General features: G+C 44.7%; 16 protein-coding genes. 7 read left to right on the top strand and 9 right to left on the bottom strand.

Features of this window, described 5'->3' with window-relative positions; genetic code table 11:
- Nucleotides 1–24: 24 nt before the first annotated feature.
- From AAE02nite_RS17215 to carB, 3 genes are all read right to left on the bottom strand, one after another.
- Nucleotides 25–294 carry a DUF4834 family protein gene (locus AAE02nite_RS17215; RefSeq protein ID WP_146900409.1) on the bottom strand — a complete coding sequence of 90 codons (270 nt, stop codon included), beginning with the start codon at nt 292–294 and terminating at the stop codon, nt 25–27.
- Nucleotides 287–1036 carry an FkbM family methyltransferase gene (locus tag AAE02nite_RS17210; RefSeq protein ID WP_146900406.1) on the bottom strand — a complete coding sequence of 250 codons (750 nt, stop codon included), beginning with the start codon at nt 1034–1036 and terminating at the stop codon, nt 287–289. The genes AAE02nite_RS17215 and AAE02nite_RS17210 overlap by 8 nt, the downstream gene beginning before the upstream one ends.
- Nucleotides 1037–1164: 128 nt before the next feature.
- The gene (gene carB / locus AAE02nite_RS17205; protein WP_146900403.1) at nt 1165–3978 is read right to left on the bottom strand and encodes a carbamoyl-phosphate synthase large subunit; all 2814 of its coding nucleotides are present in this window, start codon (nt 3976–3978) and stop codon (nt 1165–1167) included.
- Between the two features lie 268 nt (nt 3979–4246).
- Here carB and AAE02nite_RS17200 point away from each other — a divergent pair, with 268 nt between their 5' ends.
- The 4 genes from AAE02nite_RS17200 to AAE02nite_RS17185 all read left to right on the top strand — a co-directional run bounded on the left by AAE02nite_RS17200 (nt 4247) and on the right by AAE02nite_RS17185 (nt 10721).
- Complete coding sequence (locus AAE02nite_RS17200) at nt 4247–5587, top strand: sigma-54-dependent transcriptional regulator (protein ID WP_146900400.1); 1341 nt, start codon at nt 4247–4249, stop codon at nt 5585–5587.
- A gap of 305 nt (nt 5588–5892) precedes the next feature.
- Complete coding sequence (locus AAE02nite_RS17195) at nt 5893–6954, top strand: porin (protein ID WP_146900397.1); 1062 nt, start codon at nt 5893–5895, stop codon at nt 6952–6954.
- A 36-nt stretch (nt 6955–6990) separates the two neighbouring features.
- Nucleotides 6991–8742 (top strand): ATP-binding protein, encoded by a 1752-nt coding sequence (locus AAE02nite_RS17190; RefSeq protein WP_146900394.1) that lies wholly within the window; start codon nt 6991–6993, stop codon nt 8740–8742.
- 26 nt (nt 8743–8768) lie between these two features.
- Complete coding sequence (locus tag AAE02nite_RS17185; RefSeq protein WP_146900391.1) at nt 8769–10721, top strand: KUP/HAK/KT family potassium transporter; 1953 nt, start codon at nt 8769–8771, stop codon at nt 10719–10721.
- A gap of 226 nt (nt 10722–10947) precedes the next feature.
- Here the strand turns inward: AAE02nite_RS17185 and AAE02nite_RS17180 are convergent, their stop codons facing one another.
- On the bottom strand, nt 10948–11337 hold the full coding sequence (locus tag AAE02nite_RS17180; protein WP_146900388.1) for a thiol-disulfide oxidoreductase DCC family protein: 390 nt from the start codon (nt 11335–11337) through the stop codon (nt 10948–10950).
- A 295-nt stretch (nt 11338–11632) separates the two neighbouring features.
- Here AAE02nite_RS17180 and AAE02nite_RS17175 point away from each other — a divergent pair, with 295 nt between their 5' ends.
- Nucleotides 11633–12070, top strand: coding sequence for a hypothetical protein (locus AAE02nite_RS17175; RefSeq protein ID WP_176599787.1), 438 nt, complete (start codon nt 11633–11635; stop codon nt 12068–12070).
- Nucleotides 12071–12177: 107 nt separating this feature from the next.
- Nucleotides 12178–13689, top strand: a complete 1512-nt coding sequence (locus tag AAE02nite_RS17170; protein WP_146900385.1) for an HTTM domain-containing protein — start codon at nt 12178–12180, stop codon at nt 13687–13689.
- Nucleotides 13690–13707: 18 nt separating this feature from the next.
- Here the strand turns inward: AAE02nite_RS17170 and AAE02nite_RS17165 are convergent, their stop codons facing one another.
- Entirely contained in the window at nt 13708–14148 is a 441-nt protein-coding gene (locus AAE02nite_RS17165) for an OsmC family protein (protein WP_146900382.1), read from the bottom strand.
- 215 nt (nt 14149–14363) lie between these two features.
- Between AAE02nite_RS17165 and AAE02nite_RS17160 the strand changes: the two genes are divergently transcribed.
- Nucleotides 14364–15047, top strand: coding sequence for a hypothetical protein (locus AAE02nite_RS17160; protein WP_146900378.1), 684 nt, complete (start codon nt 14364–14366; stop codon nt 15045–15047).
- Nucleotides 15048–15426: 379 nt separating this feature from the next.
- On the opposite strand, the gene AAE02nite_RS17155 is transcribed toward AAE02nite_RS17160, so the two are convergent.
- The 4 genes from AAE02nite_RS17155 to AAE02nite_RS17140 all read right to left on the bottom strand — a co-directional run bounded on the left by AAE02nite_RS17155 (nt 15427) and on the right by AAE02nite_RS17140 (nt 21470).
- The gene (locus AAE02nite_RS17155) at nt 15427–16692 is read right to left on the bottom strand and encodes a zinc dependent phospholipase C family protein (RefSeq protein ID WP_146900374.1); all 1266 of its coding nucleotides are present in this window, start codon (nt 16690–16692) and stop codon (nt 15427–15429) included.
- 146 nt (nt 16693–16838) lie between these two features.
- A complete protein-coding gene (nagB, locus tag AAE02nite_RS17150; protein WP_146900371.1) occupies nt 16839–18758 on the bottom strand; it encodes a glucosamine-6-phosphate deaminase in 1920 nt (639 codons plus the stop codon).
- 142 nt (nt 18759–18900) lie between these two features.
- Nucleotides 18901–20187 (bottom strand): ROK family transcriptional regulator, encoded by a 1287-nt coding sequence (locus AAE02nite_RS17145; RefSeq protein ID WP_146900368.1) that lies wholly within the window; start codon nt 20185–20187, stop codon nt 18901–18903.
- A 464-nt stretch (nt 20188–20651) separates the two neighbouring features.
- The gene (locus AAE02nite_RS17140; protein WP_146900364.1) at nt 20652–21470 is read right to left on the bottom strand and encodes an endonuclease/exonuclease/phosphatase family protein; all 819 of its coding nucleotides are present in this window, start codon (nt 21468–21470) and stop codon (nt 20652–20654) included.
- Nucleotides 21471–21485: the final 15 nt, after the last annotated feature.

The following is a 21485-nucleotide window of genomic DNA, read 5'->3' as shown; positions in this document are numbered from 1 at the left end:
GGGTTAGGCAGGAAAGTTAGTTAATTATTTTACTTCTTCATAATCCACGTACTCTCCGCCGGGAAAGTCTTTAGCCTGGTTGGGTTGCGGCTGTTTCGGGACATAATTCACCTTTACTTCGCCTTCGGGCTGGGGCTCATTTGCCGGCCGGAAGGCGTTAGGGTCGATATTGGTAAAACGTCCGTTTTGAATATTTTTTTTAATAAACGCTTTTATGCCCCAACGCAGTAAAATCGGGAACACAAAGCGCATAAATAAATATATCAGGAATATGGTTATCAGAAATTTAGTCATCGGCAGAAAATTTAAAATAAAAGTCGCCCTGGTGCGACATTAATACAACATTATTACAAGGCAATAACGTTTGATTTGGCGATAAAATATAAGTACCGTAACCAATTGCCGTTAATAGAGCGGCAACCTGCTGCCGGTTTTCGGTGCCATTTAGCTCGGTTTGAATAATTGGTTTAAACTTACGCAGAGTTTCCTGCATGTGCCGGAACACCTCAAACTCATAGCCTTCTACATCGCATTTAACAAAATCCAGCCGGTTCAGGTTTATAAATAATTCGTCCGGAATTTTCATTTCAACGTCGTAGGTGCGGGCGTAAGAATCTTTGGCCGAACTCATTATTTTGGTCATGCCGTGGTGCAACAGTCCATCGCGTTCGGGTGTACCCATTTTAATGCGGGTATTTTCGCCGCCTAACGCATAGGGCCACATGGTTAAATTAGATACCCCGCTCAGCTTCACATTTTGCTTCCAGATTTCCTGGAACATGGGCACCGGTTCTACTGCCAGCACTTTACCCGCCGGGCCCACCAGCCGCGACAAAATAGTAGAATAATAGCCCAGGTTAGCGCCAATATCAATACAGGTAAAACCCGGCTGAATTATTTTTTTGAGGAAGAATATTTCGGGATATTTTTTCTGCATCAGGCCGGCCCGCACCATCAGCAAGTATACCCGGCTCACCAGCCGGATGTAATTTTTAAAACCCAGGGTTTTAACTAAAAATTTGCGCAGTTCTTTCAAAGGCCGGGAATTGGTATGTTTTACTAACAGCGCAAAGTTAATAATATTTAAATAAACCAGATTGCCCGTGGTAACTCCTGTACTTTCGTAAGGAAAACCACGGGCGGCAAGATTAGAACGCTTATTTATTATACACTCAGATACAAATTCCGCTCAGCGTAAACTTTGGTAAAATATTCGTCTTCCAGGTCGTCGATAAAATAAATCGCTTCGCCGGTCGATTTCATTTCGGGGCCAAGTTCTTTATTTACTTCCGGGAATTTATGATGCGAGAATACTGGTACTTTAATGGCAAAACCTTTCTTATATGGATTAAAATTGAAATCCTTAATTTTCTTCTCGCCCAGCATTACCTTGGTGGCGTAGTTTACATAAGGTTCCTGGTAAGCTTTGGCAATAAACGGCACCGTGCGGCTGGCGCGCGGGTTGGCTTCGATAATATAAACCAAACCGTCTTTTATCGCAAACTGAATATTTATTAAACCCACCGTTCTTAAAGCCAGCGCAATAGTTTTGGTATGCTCTTCTATCTGCCGGATTACATCTGCGCTTAAATCGAAGGGCGGCAGCACAGCGTAAGAGTCGCCGGAGTGGATGCCCGCCGGCTCAATGTGCTCCATAATCCCGATGATGTACACGTCTTCGCCGTCGCAAATAGCATCGGCTTCGGCCTCGATGGCGTGGTCGAGGAAGTGATCCAGGAGTACTTTGTTGCCGGGGTTGTCTTTTACAATATCTACTACCTGGGCTTCTAGCTCTTTTTCGTTAATTACGATTTTCATGCTCTGGCCACCCAGTACGTAGCTGGGGCGCACCAACAGCGGGAATTTCAGGTCTTTGCAAACTTCTAAAGCTTCTTCGGCGCTGGTAACCGAGGCAAACGGCGGGTACGGAATATTGTTATCGCGCAACAAACTGGAGAAAGCACCGCGGTCTTCCGCTAAGTCCAACGCTTCGAAGCTGGTACCTAGTATTTTAATGCCGTAGCGTTCCAGTTTTTCGGCTAGTTTCAGGGCAGTCTGGCCACCCAACTGTACAATTACACCTTCCGGTTTTTCATGCAGGATGATATCGTAAATATGCTCCCAGAATACCGGCTCGAAATACAGCTTATCCGAAATATCAAAATCGGTAGAAACCGTTTCGGGGTTGCAGTTAATCATAATAGTTTCGTAGCCGCACTCGCGGGCCGCCAGTACACCGTGCACGCAACTGTAATCGAACTCAATACCTTGCCCGATGCGGTTGGGGCCGGAACCTAATACCACTACTTTCTTGCGATCTGACACGATGCTTTCGTTCTCGCCTTCAAAAGTAGAGTAATAATAAGGCGTTTTAGCTTCAAACTCGGCGGCGCAGGTATCAACCAGTTTAAACACCCGGTGAATGCCCATTTCGGTGCGTTTCCGGTGCACTTCACTTTCTTTGCAACCAAATAAATAAGCAATCTGGCGATCGGCGTAGCCCTGTTGCTTGGCACGGCGCATAATTTCTACCGGTATCGTTTCCAGAGAATAACGACGTAGGGTTTTCTCCATGTCGTTCAGTTCTTCTATCTGGTGCAGGAACCACGGGTCTATTTTGGTTATTTTCTGAATGGTAGAGGTTGGAATACCAAAGCGCATGGCATCTTTGATAGAGAACAAACGGTTCCAGCTCGCATTTGTCATGCTGTCGATGAGCTGGTCGTAGTTGGTCATCTCTTTGCCGTCGGCGCCAATACCGTTGCGTTTAATTTCTAAGCTCTGACAGGCTTTTTGCAGCGCTTCCTGGAACGTGCGGCCAATACCCATTACCTCACCCACCGATTTCATTTGCAGGCCTAATCTTTTATCGGCGCCTTTAAATTTATCGAAGTTCCAGCGGGGTATTTTTACAATTACATAATCCAGGGCCGGCTCAAAAAACGCCGAAGTGGTTTTGGTGATGGCATTTTTCAGCTCATCCAGGTTATAGCCAATCGCCAGTTTAGCGGCAATTTTAGCAATGGGGTAACCAGTGGCCTTAGAAGCCAGCGCCGAAGAACGGCTTACGCGGGGATTAATTTCAATGGCAATAATATCGTCATTCTCCGGGTTTACCGAAAACTGCACGTTACAGCCACCGGCAAACTGCCCGATTCCGTTCATCATTTTAATGGCCAAATCGCGCATTCGCTGGTAAATGGTATCGGGTAAGGTCATGGCCGGCGCAACCGTAATCGAGTCGCCGGTATGGATGCCCATCGGGTCGAAGTTCTCGATGGAGCAGATAATAATAATATTCTGGTTGTTATCGCGGAGTAACTCCAGTTCGTATTCTTTCCAGCCCATGATGCTTTGCTCTACCAGCACTTCGTGCGTAGGCGAAGCGTGCAGGCCGCGGGTTAAGGCTTTATCAAAATCAGCCGGGTCATTCACAAAGCCGCCGCCAGTTCCGCCTAGCGTAAACGAAGGCCGGATAACTAATGGGAAGCCAATTTCCTGAGCAATTTCTTTCCCTTCTAAAAATGAGGTAGCGGTGTAGCCTTTACACACATTAACGCCCAATTCGAGCATTTTGAGGCGGAATTTTTCACGGTCCTCGGTGGTTTCGATGGCTTTAATATCTACCCCGATAATGCGTACACCATATTTTTTCCAGACGCCGGCTTTATCGCACTCAATAGCCAAGTTCAGGGCCGTCTGACCACCCATAGTTGGCAATACCGCATCAATCTTATGTTTTTCCAGAATCTCGATGATGTATTTTTTCTCCAGGGGCTTCAGATACACGTTATCAGCCGTAACACTATCGGTCATGATAGTAGCCGGATTGGAGTTGATAAGGGTAACTTCTATCCCTTCTTCGCGCAAAGAACGGGCGGCCTGGGTGCCGGAGTAATCGAATTCGGCCGCCTGACCAATGATGATGGGGCCACTACCAATAATTAAAACGGATTTAATACTGTTATCTCTGGGCATGCTAGCTGTATGAATAAATTGCGCAAAGGTAGGCAAAAAGTTAAAAGTTTATAACCCAAAGTTTAAACTTTTGATAAATTTTTAAAAATCAAAACGCTGATCCGGGACATAAAAACTACAGGAGGCCAAATTTTCATTTGTTTTTGTCTAATCCACCTCCATCAAAATAACTTGTCCTGGTCAGGAAACTTAATCAGCTTAAAGGTACATTTTACTTATTTTGTTTAAATAAATTTAAGCCCACAATCCTTTTTTATCTGACTAAACTATGTTTAAAGGTAATATTCTGATTATTGATGACGAAGAAAAACTCCGCAGCCTGCTAGCCCGGATTATTGGTTTAGAAGGATACCAGGTATTTGAAGCTGCAAATGGTAAGGCTGGCCTGCGGTTCCTCGAAAAGGAGAATGTACAGTTGGTTATTAGTGATGTGAAGTTACCGGATATTAACGGTATAGATTTAACGGCTCAAGTAAAAAAGCTCTCTCCTTTGACAGAAGTCGTGGTACTAACCGCTTACGGCACCATTGCAGATGGAGTGGCCGCTATGAGAAATGGTGCCTTTGATTATATTACCAAAGGCGACGACAATGATAAAATAATTCCACTCGTGAGCCGGGCAGTAGAAAAAGCATACCTACAGCAGCGGGTATCCCGGTTGGAAGAACAAGTAGAACAGAAATACAATTTCCAAAATATTATTGGAAATGCCCCGGCTTTCCGCGAAACCATCGAGCTGGCGACAAAAGTAGCTCAAACCGATACCACTGTCCTCTTATTAGGGGAAACTGGTACCGGTAAAGAAGTATTTGCCCAAGCTATTCACCAGGAAGGTAGCCGCAAACATAAGCCCTTCGTGGCCGTTAACTGTAGCGCTTTCTCGAAAGATATCCTGGAAAGTGAGTTATTCGGCCACCTGACCGGCGCTTTTACCGGTGCTATTAAAAACAAAACCGGCCTCTTGGAAGAAGCCCACCAGGGAACCCTCTTTTTAGACGAAATCGGGGAAATGAGTCTGGATTTGCAGGCGAAGTTATTACGGGTGCTGGAAAGCGGTACTTTTATGAAAGTAGGAGATAGCAAACCCACGCAGGTAGATGTAAGAATTATAGCCGCCACCAACCGAAATTTACAACAGGATAGTGAAACAGGCCATTTCCGGCTGGATTTATATTATCGCCTTTCTGTTTTCCAAATCACTTTGCCACCCCTGCGGGAGCGTAAAAAAGACATTGATTTACTCGCTTATTATTACCTGTCTTTTTTTGCGCAGAAAATAAACAGAAAAATTACGGCCATTCACCCTGCATTCCTGCAAGCCCTGCACCAACATCCCTGGAGAGGAAATATCCGGGAACTAAAAAATGTAATTGAAAGAGCCGTAATCTTAACTGATAGCCCCGAATTAACCATCGAGCATTTACCTTTTGACCTGCGGTATGCGACGGTTCCCGCCGAAAAAACGGCCTTTGATTTAGCTACTATTGAAAAGCTACACATTCAGAAAGTGCTGCAGTATACCAAAGGTAATAAAACGGAGACCGCCCGGTTACTAAATATTGGTTTAACTACTTTATACCGAAAAATTCAGGAATACCAACTAGAATAAGTAAACCCTGCCAAATTGAAAAAGGCCCTTCCGATTTGGAAGGGTTTTTTATTGACTTTAATGCTGCTTAATTTTGTTATATCAAATTTTAGTGCTCAAAAACAGGCTATTAAAGGTAAAATAAGAAAATTCTAAAAGCAGGCCCCAAATTAGCATTATAAATGGCAACAACTTTTAAAGTTAAAATAGATTTTACGTACAATTAGCGCTACAGGAATTATCCGACTTTACATTAGCTGGCTATTCACCGCTTCATACAGAATCAGGAGCATGAATTAAAGCTTCGTACGCTGCTCATCAGTACTATGAAAGTATGGTTTATCTTATTATTATCTTTTGTCGCTATCCCTGTTTTTGCGCAAGGCGATACAACCCAACAGCTAACTTTCTCCGGGTTCACTGATGTGTATTATACCTACGACTTCAACCAGCCAAGAACGCATGAACGTCCGATCTTTTTGTACAACCATAATCGCCACAACGAATTTAATATTAACCTGGCCATCTTAAAAGCAGTCTATTCATCGGATAAAGTGCGGGGCAACCTGGCGCTGATGGCCGGCACCTATGCCCAGTATAATTTGGCTGCCGAGCCGGATTTGCTTAGGAATATTTATGAAGCCAATGTGGGTATAAGGTTAAGTAAAGACTTATGGCTCGATGCTGGTATTTTCACTTCCCATATCGGCCTGGAAAGTGCCATTTCGAAGGACAATTATACCTTAACCCGCGGCCTGGCGGCAGAGAACTCCCCCTACTACGAAAGCGGCGTTAAACTAACTTATGCGACTGGCCACAAGTGGTTAATCACCGGATTAATTTTAAATGGCTGGCAAAATATTCGGGAACCCGCAGGAAATTCCAATAAAGCCCTTGGTACACAAATTCAATTTAAGCCCTCTGCCCATATTGTTTTGAATTCCAGTTCTTTTATCGGCAACGAGAAACCTGATAGCACCAAGCAATGGCGCTATTTTCATGATTTTTACGCTACTTTTCAAATTAAACCCCGCCTGAAATTAGCGGCTGTGTTTGACATAGGAGCGCAAAAACAATTAAACACCAACAAGTATAATATTTGGTACACGCCGGCTTTACTCCTTCATTATGGTTTATTGAATAAGCTAGGCTTGGGCGTCCGGGCTGAATATTATCAGGATAAGAAAGGGGTTATCATGACGCGTTACAGCCCACCTGGGTTTAAAATTACTGGCTATTCGGTAAATCTGGATTATGCCCCGACTGATTCTATTTTACTCCGGATGGAGGGTAGATTACTCGATAGCCAGGAATCCATCTTTGTCCGGAACAGCCAGCCAGTGGATAAGTCTACCGCTATTACTTCCTCTATTGCTATTGTGTTCTAAAACCCACGCTGGATAACAACCTGATAAAATAATCGGATGAAAATTAAAACAAAACTCTCCCTCGGATTAGGCTTTTTGTTTTCGGTTATTCTACTATTAGCCGGGCTGGGCACTTATTACACCATTCGGTTGGCTGGTGAAGCAAAGGAAGTTCTTAAAAATAATTATGAGTCATTGGAGAATGCCAAGAATATGCTTCGAGCCACCGATGCTTTGCTGCTATCAGATTCTGCTTCTTACCTACTGGCTCTTAAAACGTTTGAAACCAGCTTGCAACGCCAATTAAATAATATTACCGAAATAGGAGAACAAGGAGCCACTTTTACAATAAAGGAAAATTTTGATTTACTAAAAGAAACGTTAACCGCAAAAAAAGAACAAGGCGCTACCAACCACCAAATTGCCGTTATCCGGCAACACTTATATCAACTGACCGATATAAATTTGCAGGCCATTATCCGCAAGAGCCAGGCAGCCCAAAATGCCGCCGAACGGGTAAGTATGTATCTGATTCTTATCGGCAGTTTCAGCACGCTGATTACCTTCGCCTTCATCTTGTATTTTCCGGGCTATATCGCCAATCCTGTACGGGAACTAACAGAAAGCATTAAGCAAATTGCCAATCGTAATTACAGACAACGGCTTCATTTTAAAGCGGGAAATGAATTTGGCGAATTGGCTGATTCCTTTAACCAAATGGCCCAGAAGCTGGACGAATACGAGCATAGCAATCTGGCCCAAATTATGTTTGAAAAGCGCCGGATTGAAGCCATCATCAATAATATGTCGGATGCCATTATTGGGTTAGACGAGAATCGTACCATCTTGTTTTCTAACCACGAAGCTACGCTCCTGCTGGGCTTAACGGAGGCCGACCTAGTTGGTAAATACGCCCCGGATGTAGCTTTACAAAACGATTTATTACGGCACCTGCTCTCTGAAAACGGGACATCGCCTATAAAAATAGGCTCACCAGAAAAGGAAAGCTATTTTGCCAAAGAGGTAGTGGCCATTCAATTACCGCCTACGGAAGCAGGAAAAAAAATTGGGCAGGTTATTATTCTCAAAAACATTACACAATTTCGGGAACTCGACCTGGCTAAAACCAATTTTATTGCCACCATTTCCCACGAACTCAAAACCCCTATTTCTTCTGTAAAATTGAGTTTAAAGTTGCTGCGGGATGAGCGAATCGGCAGCCTGAACCCAGAACAACAACGGCTACTTGAATATATTTCCGAAGACAGTGAACGCTTGCTACGCATTACGGGCGAACTATTGAACCTGGCTCAGGTAGAAACAGGCAATATTCAACTGCATTACCGGCCTATCCATCCGAAGGAAATTATTAATTATGCTTGCCAGACCATCCAATTGCAAGCCGCGCAAAAGCAAGTTAACCTGGAAGTAAACCTATCAGAAGATTTACCACCTGTGCATACTGACCTGGAAAAAACTGCCTGGGTGTTGGTAAATTTTTTATCTAATGCCATTCGCTTTAGTTCCCAAGCTGGCACCATCTATATCCGTGCGAGTTACACAACCTCACAAGGGAAGCAGTTTGTCTGCTTTTCGGTCCAGGATTTTGGGCGAGGCATTGAGGCCCGCTATAAAGACCGGATTTTCGATAAATTTTTTCAGATTCCGGATGCCGATGCACTCAAAGGAGGAACCGGTTTAGGGCTGGCTATTTCTAAAGAATTTATCACTGCTCAGGGGGGCGACATTTGGGTAGAAAGCCAATTAGGAGCTGGTTCTACTTTTAGTTTTAGTTTACCGGTAGTTTAACAAAAAGATTATTTAAACAATTTTCAATGGAAAAAGATGCACACCAATCCCATCATCGGCTTTCTACAGCTGGTTTACTCATTGCTTTAGGCATTATCTACGGCGACATTGGTACTTCGCCTTTGTACGTGATGAAAGCCATTATTCTGAGTGGGGGCAACGTCATCAACCCCGAACTGGTTTACGGAGGTGTTTCTTGTGTCTTCTGGACCATTACGCTGCAGACTACCATAAAGTATGTGCTACTAACGCTGCAAGCCGATAACAACGGGGAAGGTGGTATCTTTTCTTTATACACGCTGGTGCGCCGCAAGTCCTGGTGGCTGGTTATTCCGGCTATTATTGGGGGCAGTGCGCTACTGGCAGATGGCATTATTACCCCACCCATTTCCGTTTCCTCGGCTATTGAAGGTTTACGTATTATAGCTCCGCACATTCCTACGGTACCTATTGTACTGGCTATTCTGACCTTGCTTTTTATTGCTCAGAGTTTTGGCACGCAACTGGTTGGCAAAGCCTTTGGCCCTATTATGTTCGTTTGGTTTACTATGCTGGCAGCGCTGGGGATTAGTAATATCCTTTTGCACCCCGAAATACTTAAAGCGGTTAACCCTTACTATGCTTACCACCTGCTGGTGCAATATCCGGATGGGTTTTGGTTACTGGGAGCCGTATTTTTGTGTACCACGGGTGCCGAAGCTTTGTATTCGGATTTGGGGCATTGCGGCCGGCAAAACATTCGTATTAGCTGGATATTTGTAAAAACCTGTTTGTTGCTCAATTATTTTGGTCAGGGGGCCTGGTTAACCCAGCACTTCGGCCAGTCTTTATCCGAACGGGATAATCCTTTTTATAGCATTATGCCGCAGTGGTTCCTGCTGATTGGTATTGCCATTGCTACCCTGGCGGCTATTATCGCCAGTCAGGCATTAATTACCGGTTCTTTTACACTCATCGGCGAAGCAATGCGGCTTAATCTATGGCCCAAGGTACGGGTGCGTTATCCCACCAATGTTATGGGGCAGATATTTGTACCTAGTGTCAACCGGTTGTTGTGGGCTGGTTGTGTGGCCGTGGTGTTGTATTTTAAGGAGTCTACCAACATGGAAGCGGCCTATGGGTTAGCCATTACAGTCACCATGCTCGCCACTACCATTTTAATGGGTTTTTACCTGTCCCTCAGAAAGTTCTCTCCCTTTATCATTGTCTTATTTTTGGGCGTATATCTAACCATTGAGTTGTCGTTTCTGGTGGGCAACTTAATCAAGTTTCCGCACGGCGGCTGGGTTTCCGTAGCCATTGGCGCTGCTCTTATTTTGGTGATGTATACCTGGATTCGGGCTTTCTACATCAAGCGCCGGTTAACCGATGAAGTAAAACTAAATCAGTATTTGGAGCCGCTAAAGGAATTAAGCGAGGATAATACTATTCCTAAGTACACAACGCACCTGATTTACATGACCGGCGCCGACCGCAAAAACTATATTGAATCAAAAATTATTTATTCTATTTTTCAAAAGCGGCCTAAGCGGGCAGATATTTATTGGTTTATTCACGTGGACACCACCGACGAACCTTATACCCGGGAGTATAAAGTTAAGCATATTGTCCAGAATGATATTATTCGGGTAGATTTCCGGTTGGGCTTTCGGGTAGAACAACGTATTAACCTGTATTTTAGAAAGGTAGTAGAAAACTTGGTTCAGAACAAAGAAGTGGATATCACCAGCCGGTATGAGTCCCTGAACAAGCAAAATATTATTGGAGATTTCCGGTTTGTAGTGTTGGAGAAGTACCTGTCCGTGGAGAATGATTTGCCTTGGCTGGAAAAGCTAATCATGCAGGCCTATTATTACATAAAAGAATTTACCCCTTCGGATGACCAATGGTTTGGTTTAGAAACCAGCTCAGTGAAAATAGAGAAAGTGCCGCTAGTAATTAATCCAGTAAAAAATGTGGAATTGACACGGTTAGAATAAGGCGAAAAATAAAAAACGAAGGTACGAGAAGCTTTATTTAACACACCAATATTTCCCAGGAAGGCTAACCCCAAAATCACTTTGGTATAGACCCGATTTTGTCAGATTATGCAGCTTACTTTCGGTTAATAATCTGCAACACCACGATTTTATCTCTTAAACATAGATCCAAGGCTTTAGAGGTTAGCGCCAGCTACCTTCTGAGATTAGGGGTTCAAATATTTTTTTATATAAACCGTGCCTTCAGTTCCGGGGTAGGCAACCAACAGCTTTCGCGTAGCCCCCACCAGCGGTAGCGATTATTTGCCACTAAATCATATACCCAATCGCGGAAAAAAGCAGGTAAAATAATAGCCACGTACAACAATGGCCAGGCCCCCGACAAGCCGCGCAGAATATGAAGGGCGGCAGCAGAACGCTTATAAAAGCGGTTGTTTTGAATTAATACTACCGAATCTAAGTTGCGGCTGGCCGGCGGTAAACCTTGCAAAAATTGCTGCCCGGTTTCGGATTGCAGTGCTGCAAATTTAAAACGGCCCGCCGGATCGCGGGCAATCACAAACTGCACAAAACCATTACATAAATTACAAACACCATCAAAAAGTATAATTGCCATCTCGGAGTTCAAGCGAAGGATTTATTTTCAGTATTTTTTTTACGCACAACCGCGAAGCTTGTTCAAATTGATAAGATTATCGGCTCAATAAAGAGTATGCAAGCTTTTAGTCAGGGAAATCAAAGGATATTATATCCGTATAAATACTGGTTTTTATCCCATTAAAACCATAAAATTGCTGTTAGCCTGATAAAATTTCAAAGTTAATTTAACCTTTATTTATTCATGTACCGTATTAAGGACATTAATTATCAAAGGGATAATTATATAATACTAAACAGAAACAAAATTAACTATGAAAAAAAGGAATTTTATAATCGGGGCTGCCTGTATGATGGGCTCTTTCATGTTTGCCTGCTCTTCTGCTAACACCGGAGCGGATACCACCGAAGGAACCACATCCGGCACAATGGAGAGTACCACCAGCGGAACTACTTCGGGTACTACTTCTGGCACCACCAGCGGTACCACCGATGGCACTACTACCGGCGGTACCACTACCGGCACTACATCTGGTACAACCAGTGGTACTACCTCGGGTACAACTACTACTGGAACCACATCGGGTACAACTTCTGGTACTACTACCGGTACTACTTCTGGCACCACCAGTGGCACTACCACTACCGGCACTACCTCTGGTACAACTAGCGGCACTACCACTGGTACTACTTCTGGTACAACCAGCGGTACCACTTCTGGTACTACCGGCGGCAGCACAACTGGCCGTTAGGCTAACTTAGAACTTATTTTTATTAACCAAAAAGGCAATTTTCTATCAAGGAATTTGCCTTTTTGTTTTTCTTTTCCGTAGTTTCTAAAAGATTGACTTTGTGATAGATGCATAGCCTTTTGCTATATTTTAAAAAAATATTCACGGTAGATCTGCGGGCCCTGGCGTTTATGCGGATCTGGATAGCCGGCATTATTATAACTGACCTGGCTATTCGGGCAACCGATTTGGAAGCGCATTATTCTAACATGGGGGTTTTACCGCTGCATGTTATGTTCCAGCACACCTGGGATCCTTTTTACTTCTCTTTGCATACCCTTAGCGGCTTATGGCAGGTCCAGGCTTTCTTATTTCTGCTGGCAGCAGGGGCGGCTTTCTGCCTGTTGCTGGGTTATAAAACCCGGGCTGCTACCATTATTTCGTGGGTACTGCTGGTATCACTGCAAAACCGTAACACCCTTATTTCGCAAGGCGGCGACGATTTATTACGGATGCTTTTGTTCTGGGCCATTTTTTTACCCTGGGGCAAATACTATTCGGTAGATGCCATCCGGAGTAAAAAAAATGCGCCGCGCCCTGCCCCTTATGTAAGTGTGGCCACGGCGGCTTACATTTTGCAGGTTTGCTTTATGTATATTTTTACGGCATTCATTAAAACCAGCCCCGAATGGCGCACCGAAGGCACCGCGCTTTATTATGCGCTCAGCCTCGATCAGGTTTTAATGCCAATGGGCCATCTTATCTACCCGTACCCGGTTCTGCTTAAATACCTCACGCATCTTACGTTTTACACCGAGTTGCTGCTGCCTCTGGTATTGTTTATACCGGTATACACCACCTTTTTCCGGCTGGTGTTTGTAGGTGTATTGGCTTCGTTCCACGTGGGTATTAGCCTAACGCTATTTGTTGGCCTGTTTTATCTCATAAATTTTGCCTCCTTAGCTGGTATGTTGCCGGCCAAAACCATGGATTGGGTAGATACCAAAGTCTTGCCGCTTTACAGCCGTATTTACCTGCGATTAAAAGAAATGCACGTCCGGTTACGAAATCCGGTTCCGGTTTCGGTGGAAGTAAAGTTTATCCCCCCTACCTGGCTTACCAACTCCAGGCGGCTGGTACTCCGGGAAGCAACCGTATTGTTTTTTCTGGCTTATGTCCTCTGGTGGAATTTAGATGTCGCGGTTTTTAAAGGCAATGCCATGTCGCCAAGTAACCGGTGGATAGGCACTTTCCTGCGCATCGACCAATACTGGGGTATGTTTGCGCCGGCCGTTTTTAAAGACGATGGCTGGTATATTCTGGAAGGTACTACTAACCAGAACCGGGTAGTAGATTTAAATCAGAAAGGCCGCGTGGCCAATTACGCTAAACCCCCATCAGTAATGGCATTGTTTAAAAATGATCGCTGGCGGAAATATTCGGAAAATTATTTGTTTGTGCACAATAGCTTTATGCGGCCTTACTATTGCAATTATATGCTGCGCATCTGGAACGAAAACCACCCGGAGGAGCCAGTTACCAACCTGGAAGTGATATACATGAAAGAAGTTACTTTACCCGATTACCAGGTCTCGCCGCCTACCCGTGAAGTATTGTGTGCCTGTGCGCTTACCCCCTGAAACGGCGAAAGGAATTTGTTAAGGTGCCAGAATGGTTTTTAATTTCAAACCACCTTCCAGCGTTTTTTGTACCGGGCAGCGGGCCGAAATATCTTCCAGCCGCTGGCGTTGTTCAGGAGTAAGAGGGCCTTGCAAATACAACTTTTTGGTAACCTGGTTAATTTTGGCATCCTGTTTTTCACAACTGGCACAATCCTCGGCATAAACCCGCTCGTGCTTCAGGCGTACTTCGGCCCGCTCTAAAGGCCACTTCTTGCGCTGCGCATACATGTGCAAGGTTATAACCGTACAAGCACCCAAAGCGCCCAGAATATGATCGTAAGGATCCGGTCCGGTTTTAGTGCCGCTAACCAGGCCCGATTCGTCAATTATTATTTCCTGCCCCTCTGTCCGAATAGTGGCAACCAGGCCCGTAGCAGCTTTAGCGCTTACCACTACTTCGTTTATTCCTTCTTTCATGTATATTCTGAAAAATTAACTTATAACAAAAAATAACCCTATTAGTATGAAGAAGTTATACGCAGGCAACCGCTTATTATATACCAACCCCAGATTTTTTTCCGTTAAAAAAAGGATTTTAATCCCGGTAAGACTAAATTCATCTTTTGCTCTACTAAATAATTCCTTACTTTTATATTTGACCTGGTAAAATTGTTGAACTTTAGTGCTTATTTATGAAGGCGATCTTTCTTCTTTCCTCCTTTTTATTATTTTTTACGGGCGCTGTTTCGGCCCAGGCACCTGCGGCCAAATCTGCCCAACCCAAGAACAATACCTTACAACAGCAATTTAACTCTTTAAAATACCTTTCTTCTACCCACAAAGAATTTAACCAGGACTACAAAGTAGTTAAACTCAACCGATTAGATGGGTTCTGGCGAAACGTAGCCGATACTTTAAGAGCACGGGAAATAAAATTAAAAAACGCCCGCAAAGACATCGAAAAGGAATTAGTGCAAGCTAAACAGCACTTGCAGGAGCAGGAAAAACAGCTGCAAACCTTAAAGCAGGAGAATGTTCAGAAAGAGCTGGCGGTGCAGGAAAGTGCGCATAATGTGGCCAATATTTCTTTTTTGGGCCTCGATATGAACAAAATAACCTTTGTAATCCTAAGCTGGGGAATTATTGCCTTTTTGCTGATTGGCCTGGGAATTTTGTTTTATTTGTATAAAAACAGCAAGTACGTGGCCGACGAGAAAGTAAAGTCTTACAACGATATTGAGCAGGAATTAAAGAATCATAAACAAGCTGCGCGTGATAAAGAGCTTAAGATAAAAAGAGAGCTACAAACCGAAATAAACCGGGTAGAGGAATTAAAGCAGGAAATAGCTTTACTTAAAAAGCAAACCCAGCTGTAAGCTTAGTTATTCAAGTAAGGGGCCGGTTCTGAATAATAAGCCAATAATATCTGAACTTTCGTCGAAGCCGGCCTTACTGAATATTTTCACCGGTCATTTGGTTTGACTTCCGCATTCAATCAATATCTTTTAATTGATATTTTTTGCGAAAGCCTTGAATATATTTAAAAGCTGATTAGCACTTCAATAATTTGCTGGTCAGAGGCCCTTGCCGGTGTTTTTCCCGGCAAGTAGTCGGGTGAAAACTTTAGTATAGAAGGTGTTAACTTCATCTTTAACGAGTAAGTCTGCCCTTAGCCTGAATATTATCCAGCTACAAAGCCCACCAGACTGTTATAAAACAATGGGGGGATTTACTTTCAAGTACTTGGCTAGTTCATTATTGAGTAACGGCCACCCTTAGTTCTTTTATGGCTGTTGCTGCCGCCTGCTTATCATCTTCATCGTCTTCCTGCGCCAGCACAACCTCCGGCTCAGCCAGGTAGCGCAGTAAACTTTGTTTTAACTCCGGCTCCAGGTTCTTGAAATTATTTTTAGCTAATTTCAGCAACAGTTTCAGATGTGCTTTATCTGCTTTGCCGTAATCGCCGGGGTTAATTTTTTGGCCGGTGTCAAAGTCGGTATTGGGCAGTTGCAGGGTTTGGTTAGCAACGGCTTTCAAGCCCTGGCTGTATTTATCAACGGTAGCCGTAAAGCTTTGCATAAACAATTTTTCAGCTTCGGGTGTGGGTGGTTTAAAAGTAAGGGGTTTAGGTGGGCCTATCTTGGGCAGCAGGCGCAGCATCCAGCTCAAAAACTTTTCCCATAAATTAGGCTCCCGGTAATTATTCCCCCAGTTTTTCCGGTAACTGGCTTTGCTGATGCGGTACTGGAACTGGCGTCGGGTCAGGCCGGGTTTAGCTTTTTGTATCTCGTCGGCTTTCATATTCCAGGCCGCCCGGGTCAGGCTGGGGAAGAAGTTACTTACCGTGCGGCGGTAAGTACCAATAGCCAGATCCAGGCTAACAAACTGCTCGTTCAGTTCTAATCCGTAAGTTTTCTGGAAAGCCCGCTCCAGGACGGCTTTACTCACCTCAAAACCAATAAAGTCGTGGTAATTTTCGGGGGCGTAGTTGCCCCGGGCCACCTGCAGCACGTCAAAGCCCAGTTCCATCTTTACGTGGGCCAATGGGTCTTGCTCGTAGGTAATTACATTGCCGAGTTCTTTTTTAAGCTTTGGATAAACCAGGGCAACCGCTTTGTTCGTAGCCATGGGATGACCGTTATTATCGGCGTAATAATGGGCCAGCGCCCCCAGGGCAAAAGCATACTCGTTCAGGTTTTGGGCTTCTGCTATCAGGTTCAGAATAAAATCGCCGGTGCGTACGTAATGTACTACATCCGTAAAAAATTTACTTCCGAATGGGTAATAACCCATATCCTGAATAATGGCGCCCCCGTAAGCATGGGCGTGCGCCTGTCGCAATTCTTCAGCAGTAGATTCCGGAAATTTCTTTTTCAGGACCGGCACCAAGGTTTCCTGCCAAACCACATCTATAATGGCCTGGTGCGTCAGCACGCTATAAGCCTTAGCCGGCGGCACATAACCCACCAGAAAAAATAAGGAGAAGAGAACTAAATAAAAGAAACAGACAGGTTTTCGCATACACAACAGAAACCTGCCCGGACAGCACCATTATTGGTCGCTGTCCGGCAGGAATATTCCTGTTTGATTATACGAATTATATATATTAAAAGATATATAAATAAAACTGCACTTACTTAAAATCAACAACCGTTATTGTCCGGCAATCAGAATTTCCAGCGCACAAAAGCTTCCATGGCCTCGTAATCGGCTAAGCCCAGTTGGTCGTATATTTTGGCGGTTTCGCGGTTCCGATCCTGAGCCCGTACCCAGAACTCGCGGGAATCCTCACCCGGAAATACCGGGGTATCTTTCTGTGACTGGTGTTTATAAATGGCATTACGCTTGCGAATTACTTCCTGCGGCGAAAGTGGCACGGCCATTTCAATTTCGTGCGTTTCAAACTCATGCCAGGCCCCGCGGTACATCCACAACCAGCAATCCTGCACCCAAGCTTCGGTTTTACGCAGGCGGTTCAGGGCTTCTATAATTATGTTAAAGGCTACAATATGGGTACCGTGCGGATCGGCAAAATCGCCGGCGGCATACACCTGGTGGGGTTTTACCTGCTGCAATAATTCCATGGTTAGCGCTACATCAATATCCGATACCGGGTTCTTCTGGGTTTTACCGGTTTCGTAAAAAGGCAAGGCCATAAAATGAATTTTCTCATCGGACAAGCCGGCGTACCGGGCGGCCGCAATGGCTTCGGTTTTCCGGATAAATCCTTTTACGTTGCGCACCTCGGGTGTATCAATCTGGTTGGGCTGCTTGGTACCGAAGAACTGGCGCATGTCGTCGTAAATATGCTGCAACTTTTGCCCATCCAGGCCAATGCTCTGGTTAAAATCAATGGCAAACTCTACGTAGCGCAGTACGTCATCGTCCCACACGGCCGTATTACCAGAAGTTTGGTACGCCACGTGTACCTCGTGCCCCTGGTCGACGAGCCGGATAAACGTACCGCCCATCGAAATAACATCGTCGTCGGGGTGCGGCGAGAATATCATTACCCTCTTATGGGCCGGGTTAGCTCTTTCGGGCCGCTGCGAATCGTCGGCATTGGGCTTACCGCCGGGCCACCCGGTAATGGTGTGTTGTAACTGATTAAATATATCAATGTTAATGTTGTAGGCTGGCCCTTTTTCGGTGGCCAGTTGGGCCATGCCGTTATTGTTGTAATCTTCGTCGGTTAGTTTTAAAATAGGTTTGTTTACCGTTTGCGAGAGCCAGATTACTGCTTTTTTGGTTAGTTGCGTATCCCAGACACAATCTTTTACCAGCCAAGGGGTATTAAACCGGGTCAGGTCGGCGGCGGCATCCTGGTCCAGAATAAATTCTACGTTATCGGAAAGCTGCAGGTAAGTGGCCGGCACTTCGCCAGACATCTCGCCTTCCACCGCTTTTTTCACGATGGGCGCTTTTTTACCGTTCCAGGCCATCAGGATTATTTCGCGGGCTTTAAAAATGGTACCAATGCCCATGGTAATGGCTTTAGTGGGTACATTTTCCTTTCCCCCAAAATCCCGGGCAGCATCCCAGCGGGTCAGGTCGTCGAGGGTTACCAGGCGGGTACCCGAGTTGGGCGCCGAACCCGGTTCGTTAAACCCGATGTGGCCGGTGCGGCCAATCCCTAATATCTGCAGATCCAGGCCGCCCAGTTCTTCTATCTTCCGTTCGTAAGCCAAACAGAAAGCCGGTATTTCTTCCTGCGCCAGCGTGCCGTTGGGTATATTAATATTATTCGGGTCAATATCAATGTGGTCGAACAGATGCTCGTTCATGAAGGTAACGTAGCTCTGCGGCGCGGTTGGCCGCATGGGGTAATATTCGTCCAGGTTAAAGGTTATCACATCCCGGAAGTTCAGGCCTTCTTCGCGGTGCAGCCTTACCAGTTCGGCATACATCCGGATAGGCGTAGAGCCAGTTGCCAGACCCAGCACAGTTTTTTCGCTGTGCGCTTGTTTCTTTTTAATTAATTCCGCTATCCGCCGGGCCACCTGCCGCGAGGCCAGTTCGGCATTTTCATAAACAGTTACCGGCAGTTTTTCATAACGGGTTTCTTCTAGAAGATTTAATCGGGCCATAGCTTATATTTTCTTTTGGGCAGTATACAACTGTGTAATTAAAATGGGACTTATAATATTGATAGAATAATGTTCAGGCAGAAATTGCAGGTTGGCAGAACTTCGGGCAGCAGCCTGCATCTTTTGGCTATTTAGGATGTTTTCAGGCTGTTCCGGGCGGAACCGGAACTTGCCGGTTTTCTTCGATCAGTTCGAGGTAATTTTCAAAAATATTCTCCATCACCAGCGCCACCGAACCCAGAATACCAGCGTTTGGTCCTAAGTCGGATAAAGAAATAGTGGTCCTTTCGCGGAGTTGCGCCATGCAATATTTATTAATAGAATATTGAATGGGCGTAGTAATGTACTGCCGGGCCTCGGCAATTTTTCCGCCTAATATTATCAATTCGGGGTTAAATAACTGAATCAGCATGGCAATGCCTTTGCCCAGGTTTACGCCTATTTCGGATAAAATATTGATGGCATACTGATCGCCGCGGTTGGCCGCATCTATTACCAGCTGGGGTTCTATTTTATCTATTTCGCGGTCCGATAACTCGTTCAGGATAGAACGCTGACCGGATTTAATGCCGTCTTTGGCCATTTGGGCCAGGGCAATACCCGAAGCAATGGTTTCGAGGCAACCGCGCTTGCCGCAATAGCACAAAGCGCCATCGTTTACCATCGGTATATGGCCAAACTCACCGGCAAAACCCGAAGCGCCATTGCGTAATTTCCCGTCCGATATTATGCCTAACCCAATACCCCAATCCATCGAAAGGACCAGCACATCTTTGCGGCCGTGCGCAAGCCCAAAGCGGTATTCGGCCAGGGCAGCACTCTTAACGTCGTTCTGGAAATAAACCGGTTTTTTAAATTTGGCTTCTAAAATCTGCAGCAGCGATTCGGAATCCTGGTGGGTATGCAAATAGGTGTAGTTATTGCCTTCTTTGGCCGATATAAGACCGGGCATACTAATACCAATACCCATTAATTTATCGGGATTAATGCCGGAAGATTCGATTAATTTACTCGCGTACTCATATAGCTGTTCTACTGCACTTAAATCTTTCGAAATCCAGATAGGAAAATCCTGGATGCCGGTAATGTTATTATTATTGTTATCGAAAATAGCCATCTGGGTTTTAAACCGTTCCATGGCAATGCTCAATACAAATAAAGAATTGTCGCGCAAACCGTACAGGTCTGGCTTCCGTCCTCCCAGCGAGTTTCCCCGCCCCTGCTTTTCCACCAGGCCTTCGGACATCAACTCATTTATCAGCGACATGGAAGTAGGCGAGCTGATGTTGAACCGGTTGCAAATATCGGTGTTTGATTTAGCCCCCTTTATGTATAAATATTTAATAATTTTGATTTTGAGCAGGTGTTTTTTGCGATCAATATTATTCAGATTTTTTACATAATTATCTTCCAGTAGTAACGTGCTCATCTTCTGTGCTGCTTTATAGTTCTAATTACCCAATTTTCTACTTCACCTCCAAATACTTTTGCTATTTTTTTTAAGAAGTAGTCATAATTAATAAATTTTTTGGCAAAAATAAAAATACTTGCTTTGCGTAATTTTATCTTTAACCAGGAAATATCTGATTAAAAGTAAACCTATCAGCCCAATTTAACCGGAAAATCGAATCTTTCTTAAGAAAATATCTGTTTCGCCATCCTGCCATATAGGTGTTTACTATTTTGGTAAGTGCCATTAGATGTTTTAACCTGAGCATCCGGGCAGGAACACAAACTGCAGGAACAGCTATTTTTGGCTTGTCTTCTCCCGAATAAACATAAAACAGGCCCTTGGTCTTAAACAGAGACCAAGAAGCCTGTTCTTTATAAGAATATCTGGCGGGCTAGTTTACCTGGCCAAACGCAGGAGATAATACGGAGCCTTTTACCGGCTCAGGGTTTTATACTGATTAAGGCTACTACCGGCAAATGGTCCGAAGCATATTTCTCGTTTATTACCTGGTGGCTGGTTACACTAAATTTACCTTGCGGGTGTTTATAGGCAATAAAATCGATGGTTTTATTCGGGTTGTTCACCGGAATGGTGGGGGCGCAATTCTGGCAGGTTCTGGTAAAAATTTTGTCTAAGCTGGCAATTACCTCCGAATCGGGCGTAGCATTAAAATCGCCGGCAATAATAAACGGTAATTTTTCAGTAGCGGTAATTTTGCCTATTTCTTCTATCTGTAGCTGCCGGTTTACCGGGGCTTTCTGGGCATCCAGGTGCGTACTGCCAAACCGGATGAGGGTACCATTGGGCAATTTAATCTGAGCGGTAGCTAATACGCGGGGTTCACCGTTGGTTTCGGGTTTGCTAGGCAGCCGGTGTACCTGGGTTTCGGACAGCGGATATTTTGACAAAATAGCTACGCCATAATCGCCACCCTGGTGGTCAATAGCCTTGCCGAAGAAATAATGCATGTTTAACTTTTTAGCTAACTCTTCGGCCTGGTTAAATTTGCCCGAACGCTCGGTATTTACGTCTACTTCCTGCAAGGCTACTAAATCGGGGTTCTGCGCGCGTATTGTATTGGCTATAGCCTCTATATCAATAAAATCGGGTCGGGAAGGCGGATTGGCATGGTGAATATTATAAGCCATTACGCGCACAGCAGTTGGTTCCTCGGAATTTGCCACCGGATTAATAGCTTTAGAACAGGAAACCGCCAGTAAGGCGGCTCCTATTATAAAGTATAAAAAAGAATATTTCATTTTTATCTGTTTTAG

The sequence above is a fragment of the Adhaeribacter aerolatus genome (genome assembly GCF_007991635.1).
Classification (GTDB): domain Bacteria; phylum Bacteroidota; class Bacteroidia; order Cytophagales; family Hymenobacteraceae; genus Adhaeribacter; species Adhaeribacter aerolatus.
This window is presented reverse-complemented; position numbering and strand designations above follow the sequence as displayed.